Below are 17,467 nucleotides of genomic sequence, written 5' to 3'. Positions count from 1 at the left end.
GGCGGGCGGGGGCGGGGGTGTGCGCGGGCGGGGCCGGATGGACAGTGCCGGGGGCCGGGGCTAGGGTCGGGGCGCGCCATGGCGGCGCCGCCGAAGGATGGACATGTTGCGCCTGACGACCTCGATCTTTGCCCTGGCCCTGGCGATGGGCCTGCCCGCGCCGCTGCTGGCGCAGAACGCCGATACCCCGGCCATGCCGCAGATGGGCATGGGTGTCAGCGCCGATCGCGCGCTGCCCGCCGATCAGGTGCCGACCTTGGCGGGCGAGGATGCCGGGGCCTATCTGGCGGCGGGCTATGCGGCCACGCGGTCGGATTTCCAATCGGCGCTGGATTACTTTGAACGCGCCTTGCAGGCTGATCCCGGCAATCAGGCGATGCAGGAAACCGCGCTTTTGGCGCGTGTCGCGCTGGGCCGCGTGGATGAGGCGATCGAGCGCGCGCAGACGATGGCGGATCAGGGCGCGACCCATATGATCGGGCAGATCCTTGGGCTGGCCAAGGCCGCCAAGGCAGGCGATTTTGCCGGTGTGCTGGCCCTGCTGGATCAGGGCGATGCCGCCGCCAAGGCCGCCGCGCAGGAAACGCCCCCGGCCAACGGCGGCACCGATGCCGCCCCGCAGATCGACCTGATCGCGGAACTTGTGCGCGCCTGGGCGCAGGTCGGCCAGGGCCAGATGTCCGAGGCGGTCAAGGGCTTTGACCGGGTGATCGCCCAACCCGGCGCCACCCCCTTTGGCCGCTATCACAAGGCACTGGCGCTGGCTTCGGTCGGCGATTTCGAGGGTGCGAATGCGCTGCTGACCGGCCAGGACGGCGAGGAACTGCGCCTGACCCGGCGCGGGCTGGTGGCCCATGCCCAGATCCTGTCGCAGCTTGAAAAGAATGACGACGCCATCGCCCTGCTGGACAGCGCGCTGAAGGTCGAGGCCGACCCGGTGCTGTCCAGCCTGCGCGACCGGCTGGCCGCCGGTGAGGCGGTGCCGTTCGACACCGTGACATCGGCCAGCGACGGCCTGGGCGAGGTCTATTTCAACTTTGCCGGCATGATGCTGGGCGGCGATGTCCCCGATGCCTCGACCCTGGTTTATGCCCGCATCGCAGCCTGGCTGACCCCGGCCAATCTGGATGCGCAGATGCTGGCGGCGGCGCTGCTGGAACAGATGGAGCAGTTCGATCTGGCGGTTCAGGCCTATGAGGCGGTGCCGCAGGACAGCCCGATGCGCGCCATTGCCGATCTTGGTCGCGCGCAGGCTTTGCGCCGGGCCGGGCAGGTCGAACAGGGGATCGACGTCGCGCAGGCGGTGACCAAGGCGCATCCCGATCTGATCACCGGCTGGCTGTCGTTGGGCGACATGCTGCGCCAGGACAGCCAGTTCGCCAAGGCCGCGCCTGCCTATGACAAGGCCATTGATCTGGCAGAAAAGACCGGCGGGGCAAGCTGGTTTCTGTATTACGCGCGCGGCGTCGCGCATGAGCGGTCGAAGCAATGGCCCAAGGCCGAGGCCGATTTCCGCAAGGCAATCGAGCTGTCGCCCGAACAGCCCGAGGCGCTGAACTATCTGGGTTACGCGCTGGTTGATCGCAACGAAAAGCTGGATGAGGCGCTGTCGCTGATCAAGGCCGCGGTCGAGGCCAGCCCCGAGGATGGTTACATTCAGGACAGCCTGGGCTGGGCCTATTTCCGCCTGGGCCGCTATGACGAGGCCGTCGCGCCGATGGAGCTGGCGATCGCGCGCATGGCCGACGACCCGCTGGTCAACGATCACCTGGGCGACGTCTATTGGGCCGTGGGGCGCGAGCGTGAGGCACGGGTGCAATGGCGTCGCGCGCTGTCGCTGATCCCCGCCGGGGCGCAGACCGCCGATGAGGTGGACCCCGACCGCGTGCGCCGCAAGATCGAGGTCGGCCTGGATCAGGTGCTGAAGGACGAAGGCGCAAAACCGCTTCATGCCGATTGACGCACCCGCCAAGGTCAACCTGACGCTGCATGTCACCGGACGCCGTGGCGACGGCTATCACCTGCTGGATTCGCTGGTGGTCTTTGCGGGCATCGGCGACGAGATTGCTGTTGCGCCGGGGGACGGGCTGACGGTCACCGGGCCGTTCGCGGGCCAGGTGCCGGGGGGTAAGGACAATCTGGTGATGCAGGCGGCGGCGCTGATGGGCGGCGCGGCTGTGCGGTTGGTGAAGAACCTGCCGGTGGCCTCGGGCGTGGGCGGCGGATCGTCCGATGCGGCGGCGGTGCTGCGGGCGCTGGCAGGGCAGGGGCGCGCGCTGCCCGATGCGGCGGCGGTGCTGTCGCTGGGCGCGGATGTGCCGGTCTGTCTGGCGGCGCCGCAACCGATGCGGATGGCGGGCATTGGCGAGGTGCTGACCCCGGTGACGGGTCTTGCACGCGCCCATCTGGTGCTGGTCAATCCCGGCGTTGCGGTGCCGACGGGCGCGGTCTTTGGCGCACTGGCGCGCCGCGACAATCCGCCGATGCCCGATGCGCTGCCCGATCTGTCGGATGCGCGGCGGCTGGCCGATTTCCTGTTGTCCTGCCGCAACGATCTGGAACCCCCCGCCCGCCGGATCGCGCCCGCCGTCGATACGGTATTGGGCGCGCTGGCGGCCAGCGATGGCTGCCTGATCGCGCGGATGTCGGGATCGGGGGCCACCTGCTTCGGGGTTTATGCCACGGCGGATGCCGCCGCCGCCGCCGCGCAGGGCCTGCGCGCCGCCCAGCCCGGCTGGTGGGTGCAGGACGCGCCGATCCTGGGCGCGGGCAGCCGTTGATTCAGGTTGGGCCTAGTTCAGCCGCGCCACGACGTAATCGGCCAGATCCGACAGCATGTCGCGCAGCGGGTGATCGGGCAGCGGCGCCAAGGCATCGCGCGCCACCTGACCCCAATGCAGCGCCACACGGCGCGCCGAATCCAGCGTGCCATGGCGCTCCATCAGGTCCAGCGCGCGGTCCAGATCGCCATCCTTCTGATCGCCCCTGGAAATGACCCGATCCCAAAAGGCGCGCTCATCCGCATCGCCGCGCGCATAGGCATGGATCACCGGCAGCGTCATCTTGCGGTCGCGGAAATCGTCACCGACATTCTTGCCGGTGGCCTTGGCATCGCCCTGATAATCCAGCAGATCATCGGCCATCTGAAAGGCGATGCCCAAAGCGTCGCCATAATCGCGCAAACCCTGCACCTGCGCGGCATCGACCCCGGCGATCACCCCGCCCACCTCGGTCGCGGCGGCGAACAGCGCGGCGGTCTTGCCGCGAATGATCTGCAGATAGGTCGCCTCATCCGTGGCGGTGCTTTGCGCGGCGGTCAGTTGCAGCACCTCGCCCTCGGCAATCGTGGCCGAGGCATCGGCCAGAATGTCCAGCACCCGCAGATTGCCGGTCTCGATCATCAACTGAAAACTGCGGGCGAACAGGTAATCGCCCACCAGCACGCTGGATTTGTTGTCCCACAGCAGGTTGGCGGTCGGCCGCCCACGCCGCTGCGCGCTTTCATCCACCACATCGTCATGCAGCAGGGTGGCGGTGTGGATGAACTCGACCGTGGCGGCCAGCTTGACGTGATCGCCGCCCGCATAGCCGCACAGCCGCGCGGCGGCCAGCGTCAGCATCGGGCGCAGGCGCTTGCCGCCAGCCTCGACCAGATGGGCGGTCACCTCGGGGATGCGGGGGGCGTGGCGGCTGGCCATGCGGTCGCGGATCAGCGCGTTCACCGCCACCAGGTCATCCGACAGCGCGGCGGCCAGACGGTCATGTGGCTTGGTCGCCTTGTCGTCCAGCATCATCCTGCGTCCCTTCTCAACCACCGTGCTTTGTCCTAACCTGCGGTCATGAAAGAACTGTTCCGCAGCACCGATCCGGTGCGCCTCGCCCTGTCGACCGCCGTTCTGGACGGCGAGGGTATAGCCGCCTTTGAACTGGACGTCCACACGAGCGTGCTGGAGGGCAGTCTGGGCATTCTGCCGCGCCGGATCATGGTCGCCGACGATGACTATGACCGCGCCATCCGCGCGCTGCGTGACACCGGCCAGTGGCCCGATGACGCATGAGCCTGACCTGCAACGGTTTTCTGAATGACCGGCTGCGGATCTGGCAGCCCGCGCGCGGCTATCGCGCCGGGATGGACCCGGTGCTGCTGGCGGCCGCCTGCCCCGCGCGCCCCGGTCAGGCGGTGCTGGAACTGGGCTGCGGGGTCGGCACGGCAAGCCTGTGTCTGGCCGCGCGGATGCCTGACCTGGATCTGACCGGGGTCGAGGTGCAACCCGACTATGCCGATCTGGCGCGACGCAACGGCGCGGAAAACGGCGCGCGATTCGGCGTAGTGACGGCCGATCTGGCGGCGTTGCCCGCCGATCTGCGGGCGCGACGGTTCGATCAGGTGCTGATGAACCCACCCTATTTCACCCCCGGCACGACTGGTCCCGATGCCGGGCGCGCGCGGGCGCGGCAGGACGGCGTGGCGCTCGGTCAGTGGATCGACGCCGGCTTGCGGCGGCTGCGGCCGGGCGGGGGCCTGAGCCTGATCCAGCGCAGCGACCGCCTGCCCGAGGTGCTGGCGGCGCTGACCCCGCGCGCCGGTGCGATCCGCCTGCGGCCCCTCGCCCCACGCGCGGGGGCGGCGGCGGCGCGATTCGTCCTGACCGCGATCAAGGGGCGGCGCGACGGGCTGACCCTGCTTGCGCCGCTGGTCATCCATGCGGCGGCCGCGCATCAGGGCGACGGCACCGATGATTACACCGATGTGACACGCGCGATCCTGCGCGATGGCGCGCCTTTGCCGATGGATGCCTGATCTGGCGGCGAAAACATGCGTCATTTTACGCAGGCCCCTGTTAGCGGGTGACAGCTTGCCCGCTCTGTGCTGAAATCATGACACCGACACCAGCAGAGGAGACAACGATGTCGATGGACTCCCACCTTGCCGAGCTGAAGCGCAAGCACCAGCAACTGTCTGACCGGGTTGAAACGATCCAGAAATCGCCGGGCAGCAGTGATGCCGAAATCAGCCAGTTGAAAAAGGAAAAGCTGAAGCTGAAGGAAGAGATCGAGCGACTGGGCCATTAAGGCCGTCCCCATTCCATCAACAACGGGCGCCCCGGGTGGCGCCCGTTGTCATTCGGGCCTGCTGCGCCCCGCCCGCGCAGCCAGAAGCGCGCCGGTGGCGATCATCGCCGCCGCCGCGATCACCCCGGCCCCGGCCTGCGACGCGCCGGTTGCAATCAGGATCAACGTCGACAGCACCGGGGCCGCATAGGATGCCGTTCCCAACACCTGAATATCGCCGCGCTTGACGCCGATGTCCCAGGTGAAGAACGCCAGCCCCACCGGCCCCGCGCCAAGGGCGGCGACGGCCCCCCAGCCCAGCGGATCGCGGGGCCAGGCAGTGACCTCGACCAGCGGGTGAATCAGCGCCGACAGCAGCGCGGTGGCCAGGCAGAACACCGCGACGGCGGCGGTCGGCACATGCGCGCCGCGCCGCGATCCCAGCGAATAGGCCGCCCAGATCAGCGCGCAGCAAAAGGCCAGCCCATAGCCAAGCATCGCCCCGGACTGAAGCGCGCCGCCCCCGCCCAGGATCGCCGCCGCGCCCGCAAAGGCGATGATTGCGCCGATGACATGCCCGGCGCGCAGCCTCTCGCCCGGCATCAGGCCGGACCCCAGCACGATCAGCAGCGGCCACAGGAAACAGATCAGCGAGGCCTGCGCCGGGGGGGCCAGCCGCAGCGCGCTGAAATAAAGCGCGTGATAGCCGAACATCGCCGCCGTCCCCATGGCATAGACCCGCAGTGGCACGCGGCGCAGCGCGCCGATCTGGCCTCTGGCGGCGGCCCAGACCAGCCCCAGCCCGCCGCCGATGGCAAAGGTCAGCGCGTTCAGCAGGAACGGCGGCACCGGCGTTGTGGCGACGGTCAGCACCGCCAGCGCCGACCACATCAGGATGGCAGTGAATCCGATCAGCGTAGCGGTGGTGCGCGACATGATGCCCCAAAGGAAACGGCCCGCGCCAAGGGGGCACGGGCCGTTTGCGAAATCAAGGGGCGATCAGCCGAAGAATTGCCCGCCATTGGCCGAGATGGTCGAGCCGGTGATGAAACCGGCCTCGTCCGAGGCCAGAAAGACCACGGCCCGTGCGATTTCCTCGGGTTCGCCCAGGCGGCCGACCGGGATCTGCGGGATGATGCGTTCGTTCAGCACTTTTTCATCAATCGCGCGCACCATGTCGGTGCCGATATAGCCCGGCGCGATGACGTTGACGGTGATCCCGGCGCGCGCGCCCTCTTGTGCAAGGGCGCGGGTGAAGCCGATGTCACCGGCCTTGGCGGCGGAATAGTTGGCCTGGCCCGCCTGCCCCTTTTGCCCGTTGACCGAGCTGATGTTGATGACGCGGCCGAACTTGGCGTCGCGCATCCCGTTCCAGACCGCATGGGTCATGTTGAACACGCCGGTCAGGTTGGTGTCGATCACCTCTTTCCACTGCTGCGGCGTCATCTTGTGGAACATCGCGTCGCGGGTGATCCCGGCATTGTTGACCAGCACGGCGACCGGGCCAAGGTCGGCCTCGATCTGCTTGATGCCCGCGGCGCAGGAATCGTAATCGGCGACCGACCATTTATAGGTCTTGATGCCGGTTTCGGCGGTAAAGGCCTGGGCGGCCTCGTCATTGCCGGCATAGTTGGCGGCGACGGTATAGGCCGCGTCCTTCAATGCCTTGGAAATGGCGGCACCGATCCCCCGCGATCCGCCCGTGACGACTGCAACTTTCGACATGATTCCTCCCCTGTAACAATCAGCTTGGCAACAGAATTACCCGTCGCAAGCGGGTCGCGCAAGATTATTGCGCGACCGATTTTCAAGACCCTGCGTCAGGCACGTTCCAGGCACATGGCCACGCCCATGCCGCCGCCGATGCACAGCGTCGCCAGGCCCTTTTTCGCGCCCGACCGCTGCATCTCGAACAACAGCGTGTTCAGGATCCGCGCGCCCGAGGCGCCGATCGGGTGACCGATGGCAATCGCGCCGCCGTTGACGTTCACCTTGGACGTGTCCCAGCCCATTTCCTTGTTCACCGCGCAGGCCTGTGCGGCAAAGGCTTCGTTCGCCTCGATCAGGTCCAGATCGGAGGCCTTCCAGCCGGCCTTTTCCAGCGCCTTGCGGCTGGCCGGGATCGGGCCGCAGCCCATGATCGTCGGGTCCAGACCGGCGGTGGCGTGGCTTGCGATACGGGCCAACACCTTCAGGCCGCGCCGGTTCGCCTCGGCCTCGGACATCATCAGCACCGCCGCCGCGCCGTCGTTCAGCCCCGAGGCATTGGCCGCCGTCACCGTGCCGTCCTTGGTGAAGGCGGGCTTCAGCTTCTGCATCGCCTCGATCGTCGCGCCGTGGCGGATGTATTCGTCGCTGTCCACGATCACATCGCCCTTGCGCGTCTTCAGCGTGACCGCGGTGATCTCATCCTGGAACTTGCCGGCCTTTTGCGCGGCTTCGGCCTTGTTCTGGCTGGCCACGGCGAATTCGTCCTGCATGTCGCGGGTGATGCCGTATTTCGCGGCGACGTTTTCGGCGGTCTGGCCCATGTGATAGTTGTTGAAAGCATCCCACAGCCCGTCGCGGATCATGGTGTCGACATAGCCCATGTCGCCCATCTTCTGCCCGGCGCGCAGATAGGCGGCATGGGGTGACAGGCTCATGTTTTCCTGGCCGCCCGCGATGACGATGGCCGCATCGCCCAAAGCGATCTGCTGGGCGCCAAGCGCGACGGCGCGCAGCCCCGAACCGCAGACCTGGTTGATGCCCCAGGCCGCCGATTCGATCGGCAGACCGGCATTGACATGCGCCTGACGGGCGGGGTTCTGGCCCTGCGCGGCGGTCAGCACCTGGCCCAGGATCGTCTCGGAGACCTCGGCCCTGTCGATCCCGGCGCGGCGCACGACCTCCTCCAGAACGATGCGGCCCAGTTCATGCGCCGGGGTGCTGGCGAATGAGCCAAGGAAGCTGCCGACCGGGGTGCGGGCGGCCGAGACGATAACGACGTTACTCATGCGGTTCCTCCAACCAAAGTTGGGCCTGACGGCCTTCCGGGTCAGCTTGGACGGGTCGAGGCCGGCGTGCAAGCCGGTTTGCGGACGGCACCTGACCACAGCCAGCGGCGGTGATGATGCGTGTTGGCGCTGCTGGCCGAAATCCGAGAGGCGTGTTTCCGGGGATGGTCGGACAAGGCCGTGTCGGTGTCGGGGCGGGGCCGCTTTAACCTAAAGAGGCCGCAAGGCAACGCCCTGCAGGTTGGTCCGTTGCGCGCAGGGTGCGTTGGGGGAATGCCCCCCTGGCGCAACTGGCGACCTTTGCCCCCCAATGCGCGGGGTGCAGGACGCCGCAGGGATGCGGCCAGACATCCACCAGATCCGTCCGATCGCGCCTGCGACGCACCCGAGAGGGCGCGCGGATGACCTGCGAAACCGCCCTCTGCCGCATCGTGCGTGGGGCGCACGGGCAGCCGCGAGGGGGCGGCCCAGCCGTATCACCTCAGCCCCATCGCGCGCGGGGCGCACCACCTGCCGCGTCTTGCGCGGGTCGATGAAACCCCTCTGCCGCATCGTGCGTGGGGCGCACGCGACCGACGGTCGTGCTTGTACACCGCCATCGCCCTTTGCCCATCGCGCGCGGGACGCACGGCGGACCGCACGACCGCGATCACCGCCGACGACTCTGCCCCACGGAGCGGGGCGCACGCTGACGACCGAATGGCCGCCGAAACACCCGCGACTCTGCCCAACTGCGCGGGGCGTATGTCGATGGGCACATGCGATGGACATCGGGCGCAACATGCCCAAGCGCGTTGGCCGCGCTGCGCCCTCGTTCCCCGGCCATCCAATATCCCGTCGCCCCGGCGCGTCTGGTGGTTCACGCCCAGATCACTTGCAAGGCAAAGCGCGCCGCGCCCCGCCGCACGCGACGCTGCCTTTTCCTAAGCCCGCTTTGCCGCCGCCTGCGGCGACTTCCAGGGCGGGGTGATGGTCGGCGCGCCGAAGTAATAGCCCTGCATGCAGTCCATCCCCAGCTCGATCAGAAACGCCGCATCCTCGGCGGTTTCCACCGATTCCGCGACGGTGAACATGTCGAAATGATGGGCAATCGACATCAGCGCGCGGGTCAGCACCTGGTTGTCGGGATGCTGGCCGATGTCGCGGATGAACTGGCCGTCGATCTTGATCATGTCGAACTGGAAATCGCGCAGATAGCGGAACGAGGTGTAGCCCGCGCCGAAATCATCCAGCGCAAAGGATACGCCGCGCAGTTGCAGGTCGCGCATGAAGGCCGCGACCAGATCGGGCAGCCCCATCGCCGAGCTTTCGGTGATTTCCAGAATCAGCCGTTCGGCCAGCCGGTCGTCACGCCCGAGGCCGCGATCCAGCGTCTGCAACCATGCCGGATAGCCGATGGACCGGGCCGACATGTTGATTGACAGCCGCAGGCCGGGATCTTCGGACAGCGCCTTCAGCCCCAGATGCAGCGCCAGACAATCGATCTGCCGCCCCAGCTCGGTGGTCTCCGCCCGTTCCATGAAGTCGCGCAGCGGGATGATCCGGCCGGTTTCATCCAGAATGCGGATCAACCCTTCGTAAAAGGCGGGCCGGTCGGTGCGGTCGCGGCGCACCACCGGCTGATAGGCCAGCACCGCATCGCCGCGTTGCAAGGCCCGGCGCACGGCTGCCATGGTTTCGCGTTCGCGCTGCGAAATCGCAAAGTCCAGCGGGCTGGAAAAGCCGCCGTCGGTATCCTGATCGCGTCGGTCCATGCCGATTCCCCCTATCCGTTCAGGGGGATTATGGCGCGCAATTCCTTACGCACCGTAAATCGATACCGGGCATTTGATGCGAATGCCGCAGACCCTAGCGCGCGGCACGCCGGATCAGCGCGATGGCCTCGGGCGTGTCCCATTCGGCGTCGCCGATCAGCCGCCCCACCTCATGCCCCTCGGCGTCGAGCAGCACGGTGACGGGCAGGCCGAACACCCCCATCGCGCGCGCGATATCCTGTCGCGGATCCAGATATTTCGGCAGATGCGTGACCCCGGTTTCGTCAAAGAACCGCGTCACCGCCTCGGGGGCGTTGCGACCGGTGGCCAGGGTGAAGACCTTGATCTCATCGCCCAGTTCGGCCTGCAACCGATCCAGCGAGGGCATCTCGGCCCGGCAGGGCGCGCACCAGGTCGCCCAGAAGTTCAGCAGGATCGGCTTGCCCTTGAAATCGGCCAGCCGGACGCTGCCACCATCGGCGGTGGCCACGGCGGTATCGACCGGGGCCAGCGGGCGGTCGGCGGCAAAGGCAAAGCGCTTCATTTCGCCCACCAGCAGGGTCTCGGGGGCCTCTTGGGCCGACACAGGGGCGGCCAGTGCGGTGAGCAGGGCAAGGGTCAGGGGGATCAGGCGCATGGCAACCTCGGTTGTTTCGCCCGACCCTAGCCCGGCGGGCGGTCGCCGGGAACCCGTCGCAGGCCGCGCTCACCCCTTTGTCAGGCGATGTTTGCACCGCTGCGGGCGCGCGTGTATGCCGGGGCAACAGCAAAGGGGGCCAGTCATGGGCGGATCTTCGAACAGCATGTGGGGCGGCCGCTTTGCCGCCGGGCCGGACGCGATCATGGAGGCGATCAATGCCTCGATCGGTTTCGACAAGCGCCTCTATGCCCAGGATATCCGCGGATCGCGCGCCCATGCCGCGATGCTGGCGGCGCAGGGCATCCTGACCGAAGCCGACGCCAAGGCTATCGACGCCGGTCTGGCGCAGGTGCTGGCCGAGATCGAGGCGGGCGATTTTGCTTTTTCGACCCGGCTGGAGGACATCCACATGAATGTGGAATCCCGCCTGACCGCGATCATCGGCGAGGCCGGGGGCCGACTGCACACCGCCCGGTCGCGCAACGATCAGGTGGCGACCGATTTCCGGCTGTGGGTCCGTGATCAGGCCGATGCAGCCATCGCCGGGCTGCGCGCCCTGATGCGCGCGGCGCTGGATCAGGCCGAGGCGGGGGCCGATTGGGTGATGCCCGGCTTTACCCATCTGCAAACCGCCCAGCCGGTGACCTGGGGCCATCACATGATGGCCTATGTCGAGATGTTCGCCCGTGACCTGTCGCGCTTTCAGGACGCGCGTCGGCGGATGAACGAAAGCCCTCTGGGGGCGGCCGCGCTGGCCGGCACCGGCTTTGCCATCGACCGCCAGATGACGGCCAAGGCGCTGGATTTCGACCGCCCGATGGCCAACAGCCTGGATGCCGTCAGCGACCGCGACTTCGCGCTGGAGTTCCTGTCCTGCGCCGCGATCTGCGCCACCCATCTGTCGCGCCTGGCCGAAGAACTGGTGATCTGGTCCAGCGCGCAATTCCGCTTTGTCGCGCTATCGGACAAATGGTCCACCGGATCGTCGATCATGCCGCAAAAGCGCAACCCCGACGCGGCCGAGCTGATCCGCGCCAAGATTGGCCGGATCCTGGGCGCGGCGGTGGCGCTGTTCGTGGTGATGAAGGGCCTGCCGCTGGCCTATTCCAAGGACATGCAGGAAGACAAGGTACAGGTCTTTGACGCCGCCGACAACCTGATGCTGTCGCTGGCGGCGATGCAGGGGATGCTGTCCGACCTGACCGTCAACCGCGACAAGCTGGAAGCGGCGGCCTCGTCTGGCTTTTCCACCGCAACCGACCTGGCCGACTGGCTGGTGCGCGAGGCCGGCATCCCCTTCCGCGAGGCGCATCACGTCACCGGCACCCTGGTCGCCCGCGCCGAGGCGCGCGGCGTCGATCTGCCCGACCTGACCCTGGATGAGATGCAGGCGGTTCACCCCAGGATCACCCAGGCGATCTATTCGGTGCTGGGCGTGCATAACTCGGTCGCGTCACGCACCAGCTATGGCGGGACGGCCCCCGATCAGGTCCGCGCGCAGATCGTGCGCTGGCGGGCGGCGCTGGCCTGACAGGCCGCGACGGGGGCAGCGCCCCCCGTTTGCCCGCCGCACATGTCTTGCTGAACCATCCCGCCGGCGCGATAACCGCACAAAAGGAATGCCGCCATGACCCGCATCGCCCTGATCGCCCTGACGCTGGCCCTTGCCGCTTGCGGCGTCGATGGCCCGCCGATCCCGCCTGCGGGCGCGGTTCAGCCCTATCCGGCCCCCGCGCCGGTGCCCGGCCCCGCCGTCACCGTCTCGGGTGAGGCCTCGACCGGGGTGGTGATCGGGCTTTAAGCGGCTTTTCACCGGCCCCGCGCGCCGTTACGAAGGCGCAAGGGAAAGGGCGTTCATGTCACCGTTGCGGCTGACCTATCTGGCACTGGCGATCCTTGGCGGCCTCATCGGTCTCTGGGGTGGACTGCATCCGCCGCTGACGGGTGGGGCGCTGGTCGGGCTGGTGGCGCTGGCGGTCTGGGCCTTGTCGGAAACTGCGGTGCGGCGCAACTGGTGGGCGCTGATCGCGCTGCCGGTGGCGGCTGTCCTTGGTCTGGGTTGCGGTTTGCCGCTGTATCTGTATCTGCGGCTGGCGAAGGTCGATTGGGGTTAGGGCATGGATCATTTTCTGTATCGCGACGGTATTCTTCACGCCGAGGACGTGGCGATCCCCGAGATCGCGGCGGCCGTCGGCACGCCCTTTTACGTCTATTCCGCCGCCACCCTGATCCGGCATTTCCGCCTGTTCCAAGAGGCCTTGGCAGGCATGGACCACCTTGTCTGCTTTGCGATCAAGTCGCTGTCGAACCTTGCGGTGCTGAAGCTGCTGGGCGATCTGGGTGCGGGCATGGATGTGGTCTCGGGCGGGGAATACCGCCGCGCCCGCGCCGCCGGCGTGCCCGGCGACCGCATCGTCTTTTCCGGCGTCGGCAAGACCGCGGATGAGATGCGGCTGGCCCTGTCCGGCGGCATCCGGCAGTTCAACGTGGAATCCGAGAACGAACTGCGCGCCCTGTCGGCGATCGCGCATCAGATGGGCCTGCGCGCCCCGATCGCGCTGCGCGTCAACCCCGATGTCGATGCCAAGACCCATGAAAAGATCGCCACCGGCAAAAAGGAAAACAAGTTCGGCATCCCGATTGCGCGTGCCCCGCAGGTCTATGCCGAGGCCGCCACCCTGCCGGGGATCGAGGTGGTGGGCGTCGATGTGCATATCGGCAGCCAGTTGACCGACCTTGAGCCGTTTCGCCAAGCCTTTGAAAAGGTGGCCGATCTGACCCGAGATCTGCGCGCGCAGGGCCATGCGATCCGGCGCGTCGATCTGGGCGGAGGCCTGGGCATTCCCTATGAACGCTCGAACCTCGCGCCGCCCTTGCCGCTGGAATATGGCCAGGTCATCCGCGATGTCTTTGCCGATCTGGATGTCGAGGTCGAGATCGAGCCGGGCCGCCTGATTTCCGGCAATGCCGGGCTGCTGGTCACCTCGGTCCTGTTCCTGAAACAGGGCGAGGACCGCGACTTCCTGATCGTCGATGCGGCGATGAACGATCTGGCGCGTCCGGCGATGTATGGCGCGCATCACGACATCGTGCCGGTGATCGAACCCGCCCCCGCCACGCAGCTTCAGCCCGTCGATGTGGTCGGCCCGGTCTGCGAAACCGGCGACACATTCGCCAAGGCGCGTCCCATGCCCCCGGTGGATGAGGGCGCGCTGGTCGCCTTTCGCTCTGCCGGGGCCTACGGCGCGGTGATGGCCAGCGAATACAACAGCCGCCCGCTGATCCCCGAAGTGCTGGTCAGCGGCGATCAGTTCGCCGTGATCCGCGCCCGCCCCAGCTATGACGAGATGCTGGCCCGCGATAGCATCCCGGAATGGCTCTAGGCCCCGCGACCGATCTGACACCTGACCCCGCCCCCGGCGGCTGGCCCATCGGTGCCATCCGCGCGACGCGGCGGGCGCTGTGGCTCGACCAGATCGCGCGCGCCTTCTGGCCCTTGGCGGCGCTGATCGCGCTGATCGCGGCGGCGTTGGCCTTTGGCGTGGATGCGCGGCTGCCCGGCTGGGCGCGTTGGGTCGTGCTGGCTTGCATCACAATGGCCGCGATCTGGGGGCTGGCCCGTCTGCGCCCGATCCCGCTGACACAGGCCGAGGCGCGGCTGGATGCCAGCCTGCCGGGCCGCCCGCTGGCCGGTCTGCGCGACAGCCCGGTTCTGTCGGGCGGCACCGTGGGGGACGCGCTGTGGGCGGCGCATCGGCAGCGGCTGGCGGCGCAGGCAGCCCAGGCCCGGCCTTTGCGCCCGCGCCCTGATCTGGCGCCGCGCGATCCCTTTGCGCTGCGGCTGGTCGCGCTGCTGGCGCTGGCCATGGCGCTGGTCTTTGGTCAGCCCGCGCGGCTGATCGACCTGACCCGCCAGACCCTGACCGCGCCGCGCCCCGCCCCCGCCCAGACCGCCCGGAATTGGGAGGGGTGGGCGACCCCGCCGGCCCATACCGGCAAGCCCACGATCTATCTGAACCGGCTGGACAGCGCCGATCTGACCCTGCCTCAGGGCAGCAAGCTGGCCTTCCGCCTGTATGGCGAACCCGGCGCGGTCGCGCTGGATCAGACGCTGGCCGAGGACAGCCAGACGCCTGAACCGGGGCAGGTGACCTTCACGGCGGATCGCTCGGGTCTGGTGCGGGTGGACGGGCAGGTGCTGAATGTGACGGTGACCCCCGATCAGCCGCCCCATGTCGCGCTTGGCGATCCGGCAGAGCGGCGGGCCGATGGGCGGCTGGCCCAGCCCTTTGCGGCGGGCGATGATCACGCGGTGGTCGGCGGGCAGGTGACGATTGCCCTTGATCTGGCGGCCATCGACCGCCGCTTTGGCCTGGCCATCGACCCCGAACCGCGCGATCCGCTGGTGCTGGACCTGCCGCTGCCCGCCGCCCGGTCGCGGCAGGATTTCACCGGCAGCCTGACCGGCGACGCCGCCGAACATGCCTTTGCCAACCTGCCCGTGGTGATGCAGGCCACGGTGCGCGACGGCCTGGACCAGACCGGCCAATCCGCGGCCCTCCACCTGATCCTGCCGGGGCGGCGGTTCTTTGATCCTCTGGCCGCTGCGCTGATCGAACAGCGCCGCGACCTGTTGTGGTCGCGCGCCAATGCCCCCCGCGTGGCCCAGATCCTGCGCGCCATCACCCATCACCCCGAGGGCTTTCTGACCGATCAGGCCGTCTATCTGCTGCTGCGCAGCGTGATCCGCCGGATCGAGGCCGAGGCCCCCGACCTGACCGCCGACACCCGCGATCAGGTCGCGGGCATCCTGTGGGACGCGGCGGTGACGCTTGAGGATGGCGGCCTGTCGGATGCGCTGGACCGGATGCAGCGCGCCCAGGAACGCCTGTCCGAGGCGATCCGCCAGGGCGCCAGCCCCGACGAAATCCAGCGCCTGATGCAGGAGCTGCGCCAGGCGACCCAGGATTATACCCGGATGCTGGCCGAGCGGGATGAGACCGACCCCGCCGAACGCTTTGCCCGCCAACCGCAAAGCCAGCCGATCACCGGCGACCAGATCCAGCAGATGATGGACGAGATCCAGCGCCTGATGAACGAGGGCAAGATGGCCGAGGCGCAGGCGCTGCTGGATCAGTTCAACCGCATGATGCAAAACCTGCGTGTGACCCAGAACGGGCAGGGCGGCGATCCGGCGCAGGGCGATGGCGCGCCCGGCTCGATGCAGGATCTGGGCCAGACCTTGCGCCGTCAGCAGGATCTTGCGGATCAGGCGTTCCGCAGCCTTCAGGACAGCTACCGCCCCTATGGCCAGCCACCCGACGACGGGTCGGACCGCGCCGATCCCGGTGATCTGGCCGACCGTCAGCGCGATCTGCGCCGCGAATTGGGCCGCAGTCAGGGAATGCTGCCCGGTCGCGGCACGGCGGCGGGGGACGGCGCGCGGCAGGCGCTGGAGGATGCGGGCCGCGCAATGGACGAAGCCGAACAGGCGCTGCGCGGCGGCGATCCGGGCGGGGCCATCGACCGGCAGGCCGAGGCGATCCAGTCGCTGCGCGACGGGATGCGGCAATTGGGCGAGGCGCTGGCCGCGCGTCCTGCACCGGGTGAGCGGATGCCCGCCGACCAGCAGGGCAGCCCCGATCAACAGGGCCAGGCGCGTGACCCTTTGGGGCGTGCCATCGGTCAGGGCGGGCCGATCACCACGCCCGATGCGCTGCTGCCCGACGAGATCGGCCCCGGCCGCGCGCGGCAATTGATGGACGAGATCCGCCGCCGCGCCGGTGAACAGACCCGCCCGCCCGAGGAACGCGGCTATCTGCGCAGGCTTCTGGACAATTTCCCGTAAGGCGCGGCGCTAACGGCCCACCAGCCCGGCCAGACCCGCGCGCAGACTGTCAACCCAAGCCACCCAGACCGCCAGATGCGGCGCCAGATCGGGGAAGGCCGCCGCAAGGCGCGGGGCCAAGGCATAAAGTGACACTGCCAGTGCCAAAATCAGCAACGCCGTCAGCAGGCCCCAGGCAAAGCCATGGCCGGGGCGCGGGGGGGCGGCTGCGGGCTGCGGCGCGGCTTGCGGCTGCGGCTCGGGCAGGCGGGGCGGATCGACGGGACGGGTGGTGGTCAGCGTCGCGCCGATCGCCTCGGGGTCGGGCAAAGCGGGGCGGGCCAGAGTCGCGCCAGTCGGAAAGCTGGGCGCCGGGGGGGCCTCACGCGCGGGGGTGGGCGCTGCCGAAGGGGTCGGCGCGGCCTTGGCGGATGTGCCTTCGACGGGTGCGGGTGTGGCAGGTTGGTCTGCCGGTTCCTGCGGCAAAGGCGCGGCGTCCGGCGATGCGTCGCGGTCAGGCTGCGCTGTATCCCCGGCATCCGGGCGGGTGGCGGGCGGCGCGGGTGGCGCGGCCTGCGCCTGCGGTGCAGGCTCGGGCAGGCCCAGATCGGGTTGATATTCAAACCGTTGCGCCTCTGCCCGGCGGGCTTTGGCTTCGCGCTCGGCTTCCTCGCGCAGGACGGCCAGCAGGCTGTCGTTCAGCGAGCGGCGCGGCGGCGGCAGAGGCGCGGGGGCGTCGTCGGTGTCGAAGGGCGGAAAATCGGGCAGGCGCGGCGCCGGGGGGGCCTCATCCTCGAAGGCGGCAAAGTCGATGCCGGGGGCGGGGCGCGGCGGAACGGGGCGCTGCGCAGGTTGCGGCGCGGGCTGAGTTGCGGGCTGAGTTGCGGGTTGCGGCGCAGGCTGGCGCACCGGCTGAACCGCGAGGGCACCGGCCCCACGCTGGAACCAGATGTGGTTGCAGGCCGAACATTCGACGTCGCGGCCCTCGGGCGGGATCACGCCATCGGCCAACGCATATTGCGCGCCGCAGTTGGGGCAGGTCAGCCGCATCGCATCCTTTCGCGGCGCCGGATCTGACGCTTTCGTCAGGCCGATCCGCGCGCCCTTTCTGGCCTTCGTCCTGGCGATGGTGTAGCAAGCGCGGGACCGGGTGGGAAGCGTCAACCCCGCCCCCTTTCGCCCCTGTGCCAGCCCGGAG

17 protein-coding genes are annotated in these 17,467 nt (G+C 68.6%); 10 read left to right on the top strand and 7 right to left on the bottom strand.

What is annotated here, in order from left to right; genetic code table 11:
* The first annotated feature begins 103 nt into the window (after positions 1-103).
* On the top strand, positions 104-1,960 hold the full coding sequence (locus ACEYYA_RS11765) for a tetratricopeptide repeat protein (RefSeq protein ID WP_374800843.1): 1,857 nt from the start codon (positions 104-106) through the stop codon (positions 1,958-1,960).
* Positions 1,950-2,780 carry a 4-(cytidine 5'-diphospho)-2-C-methyl-D-erythritol kinase gene (locus ACEYYA_RS11760; RefSeq protein WP_374800841.1) on the top strand — a complete coding sequence of 277 codons (831 nt, stop codon included), beginning with the start codon at positions 1,950-1,952 and terminating at the stop codon, positions 2,778-2,780. Before ACEYYA_RS11765 ends, ACEYYA_RS11760 begins: the two co-directional genes overlap by 11 nt.
* Before the next feature lie 12 nt (positions 2,781-2,792).
* Here ACEYYA_RS11760 and ACEYYA_RS11755 read toward each other — a convergent pair whose 3' ends face one another.
* A complete protein-coding gene (locus tag ACEYYA_RS11755) occupies positions 2,793-3,794 on the bottom strand; it encodes a polyprenyl synthetase family protein (protein ID WP_374800839.1) in 1,002 nt (333 codons plus the stop codon).
* Positions 3,795-3,839: 45 nt separating this feature from the next.
* On the opposite strand from ACEYYA_RS11755, the gene ACEYYA_RS11750 reads away from it, so the two are divergent.
* From ACEYYA_RS11750 to ACEYYA_RS11740, 3 genes are all read left to right on the top strand, one after another.
* On the top strand, positions 3,840-4,058 hold the full coding sequence (locus ACEYYA_RS11750) for a putative signal transducing protein (RefSeq protein WP_374800837.1): 219 nt from the start codon (positions 3,840-3,842) through the stop codon (positions 4,056-4,058).
* Positions 4,055-4,801, top strand: coding sequence for a tRNA1(Val) (adenine(37)-N6)-methyltransferase (locus ACEYYA_RS11745; RefSeq protein WP_374800835.1), 747 nt, complete (start codon positions 4,055-4,057; stop codon positions 4,799-4,801). Before ACEYYA_RS11750 ends, ACEYYA_RS11745 begins: the two co-directional genes overlap by 4 nt.
* A gap of 107 nt (positions 4,802-4,908) precedes the next feature.
* A complete protein-coding gene (locus ACEYYA_RS11740) occupies positions 4,909-5,073 on the top strand; it encodes a DUF465 domain-containing protein (RefSeq protein WP_374800833.1) in 165 nt (54 codons plus the stop codon).
* A gap of 48 nt (positions 5,074-5,121) precedes the next feature.
* On the opposite strand, the gene yddG is transcribed toward ACEYYA_RS11740, so the two are convergent.
* From yddG to ACEYYA_RS11715, 5 genes are all read right to left on the bottom strand, one after another.
* Positions 5,122-5,988 (bottom strand): aromatic amino acid exporter YddG, encoded by an 867-nt coding sequence (gene yddG, locus ACEYYA_RS11735; protein ID WP_374800831.1) that lies wholly within the window; start codon positions 5,986-5,988, stop codon positions 5,122-5,124.
* Positions 5,989-6,051: 63 nt separating this feature from the next.
* Positions 6,052-6,777 carry an acetoacetyl-CoA reductase gene (phbB, locus tag ACEYYA_RS11730; RefSeq protein WP_374800829.1) on the bottom strand — a complete coding sequence of 242 codons (726 nt, stop codon included), beginning with the start codon at positions 6,775-6,777 and terminating at the stop codon, positions 6,052-6,054.
* 95 nt (positions 6,778-6,872) lie between these two features.
* On the bottom strand, positions 6,873-8,048 hold the full coding sequence (locus ACEYYA_RS11725) for an acetyl-CoA C-acetyltransferase (protein ID WP_374800827.1): 1,176 nt from the start codon (positions 8,046-8,048) through the stop codon (positions 6,873-6,875).
* Positions 8,049-8,971: 923 nt separating this feature from the next.
* On the bottom strand, positions 8,972-9,802 hold the full coding sequence (locus tag ACEYYA_RS11720) for an EAL domain-containing protein (RefSeq protein WP_374800825.1): 831 nt from the start codon (positions 9,800-9,802) through the stop codon (positions 8,972-8,974).
* Positions 9,803-9,896: 94 nt separating this feature from the next.
* Positions 9,897-10,439 (bottom strand): TlpA family protein disulfide reductase, encoded by a 543-nt coding sequence (locus tag ACEYYA_RS11715; protein WP_374800823.1) that lies wholly within the window; start codon positions 10,437-10,439, stop codon positions 9,897-9,899.
* A gap of 145 nt (positions 10,440-10,584) precedes the next feature.
* On the opposite strand from ACEYYA_RS11715, the gene argH reads away from it, so the two are divergent.
* The 5 genes from argH to ACEYYA_RS11690 all read left to right on the top strand — a co-directional run bounded on the left by argH (position 10,585) and on the right by ACEYYA_RS11690 (position 16,290).
* A complete protein-coding gene (gene argH, locus ACEYYA_RS11710) occupies positions 10,585-11,973 on the top strand; it encodes an argininosuccinate lyase (protein ID WP_374800821.1) in 1,389 nt (462 codons plus the stop codon).
* A 96-nt stretch (positions 11,974-12,069) separates the two neighbouring features.
* Positions 12,070-12,243, top strand: coding sequence for a lipoprotein (locus tag ACEYYA_RS11705; protein ID WP_374800819.1), 174 nt, complete (start codon positions 12,070-12,072; stop codon positions 12,241-12,243).
* Between the two features lie 55 nt (positions 12,244-12,298).
* A complete protein-coding gene (locus ACEYYA_RS11700) occupies positions 12,299-12,556 on the top strand; it encodes a DUF2834 domain-containing protein (RefSeq protein WP_374800817.1) in 258 nt (85 codons plus the stop codon).
* Positions 12,557-12,559: 3 nt separating this feature from the next.
* Positions 12,560-13,825 (top strand): diaminopimelate decarboxylase, encoded by a 1,266-nt coding sequence (gene lysA, locus ACEYYA_RS11695; protein ID WP_374800815.1) that lies wholly within the window; start codon positions 12,560-12,562, stop codon positions 13,823-13,825.
* Positions 13,816-16,290 carry a DUF4175 domain-containing protein gene (locus ACEYYA_RS11690; RefSeq protein ID WP_374800813.1) on the top strand — a complete coding sequence of 825 codons (2,475 nt, stop codon included), beginning with the start codon at positions 13,816-13,818 and terminating at the stop codon, positions 16,288-16,290. Before lysA ends, ACEYYA_RS11690 begins: the two co-directional genes overlap by 10 nt.
* A 9-nt stretch (positions 16,291-16,299) precedes the next feature.
* On the opposite strand, the gene ACEYYA_RS11685 is transcribed toward ACEYYA_RS11690, so the two are convergent.
* Positions 16,300-17,319, bottom strand: a complete 1,020-nt coding sequence (locus ACEYYA_RS11685; RefSeq protein ID WP_374800811.1) for a zinc-ribbon domain-containing protein — start codon at positions 17,317-17,319, stop codon at positions 16,300-16,302.
* Positions 17,320-17,467: the final 148 nt, after the last annotated feature.

Source organism: Paracoccus zhouxuedongae (assembly GCF_041927815.1).
In the GTDB taxonomy this organism is placed as follows: Bacteria; Pseudomonadota; Alphaproteobacteria; order Rhodobacterales; family Rhodobacteraceae; genus Paracoccus.
This window is presented reverse-complemented; position numbering and strand designations above follow the sequence as displayed.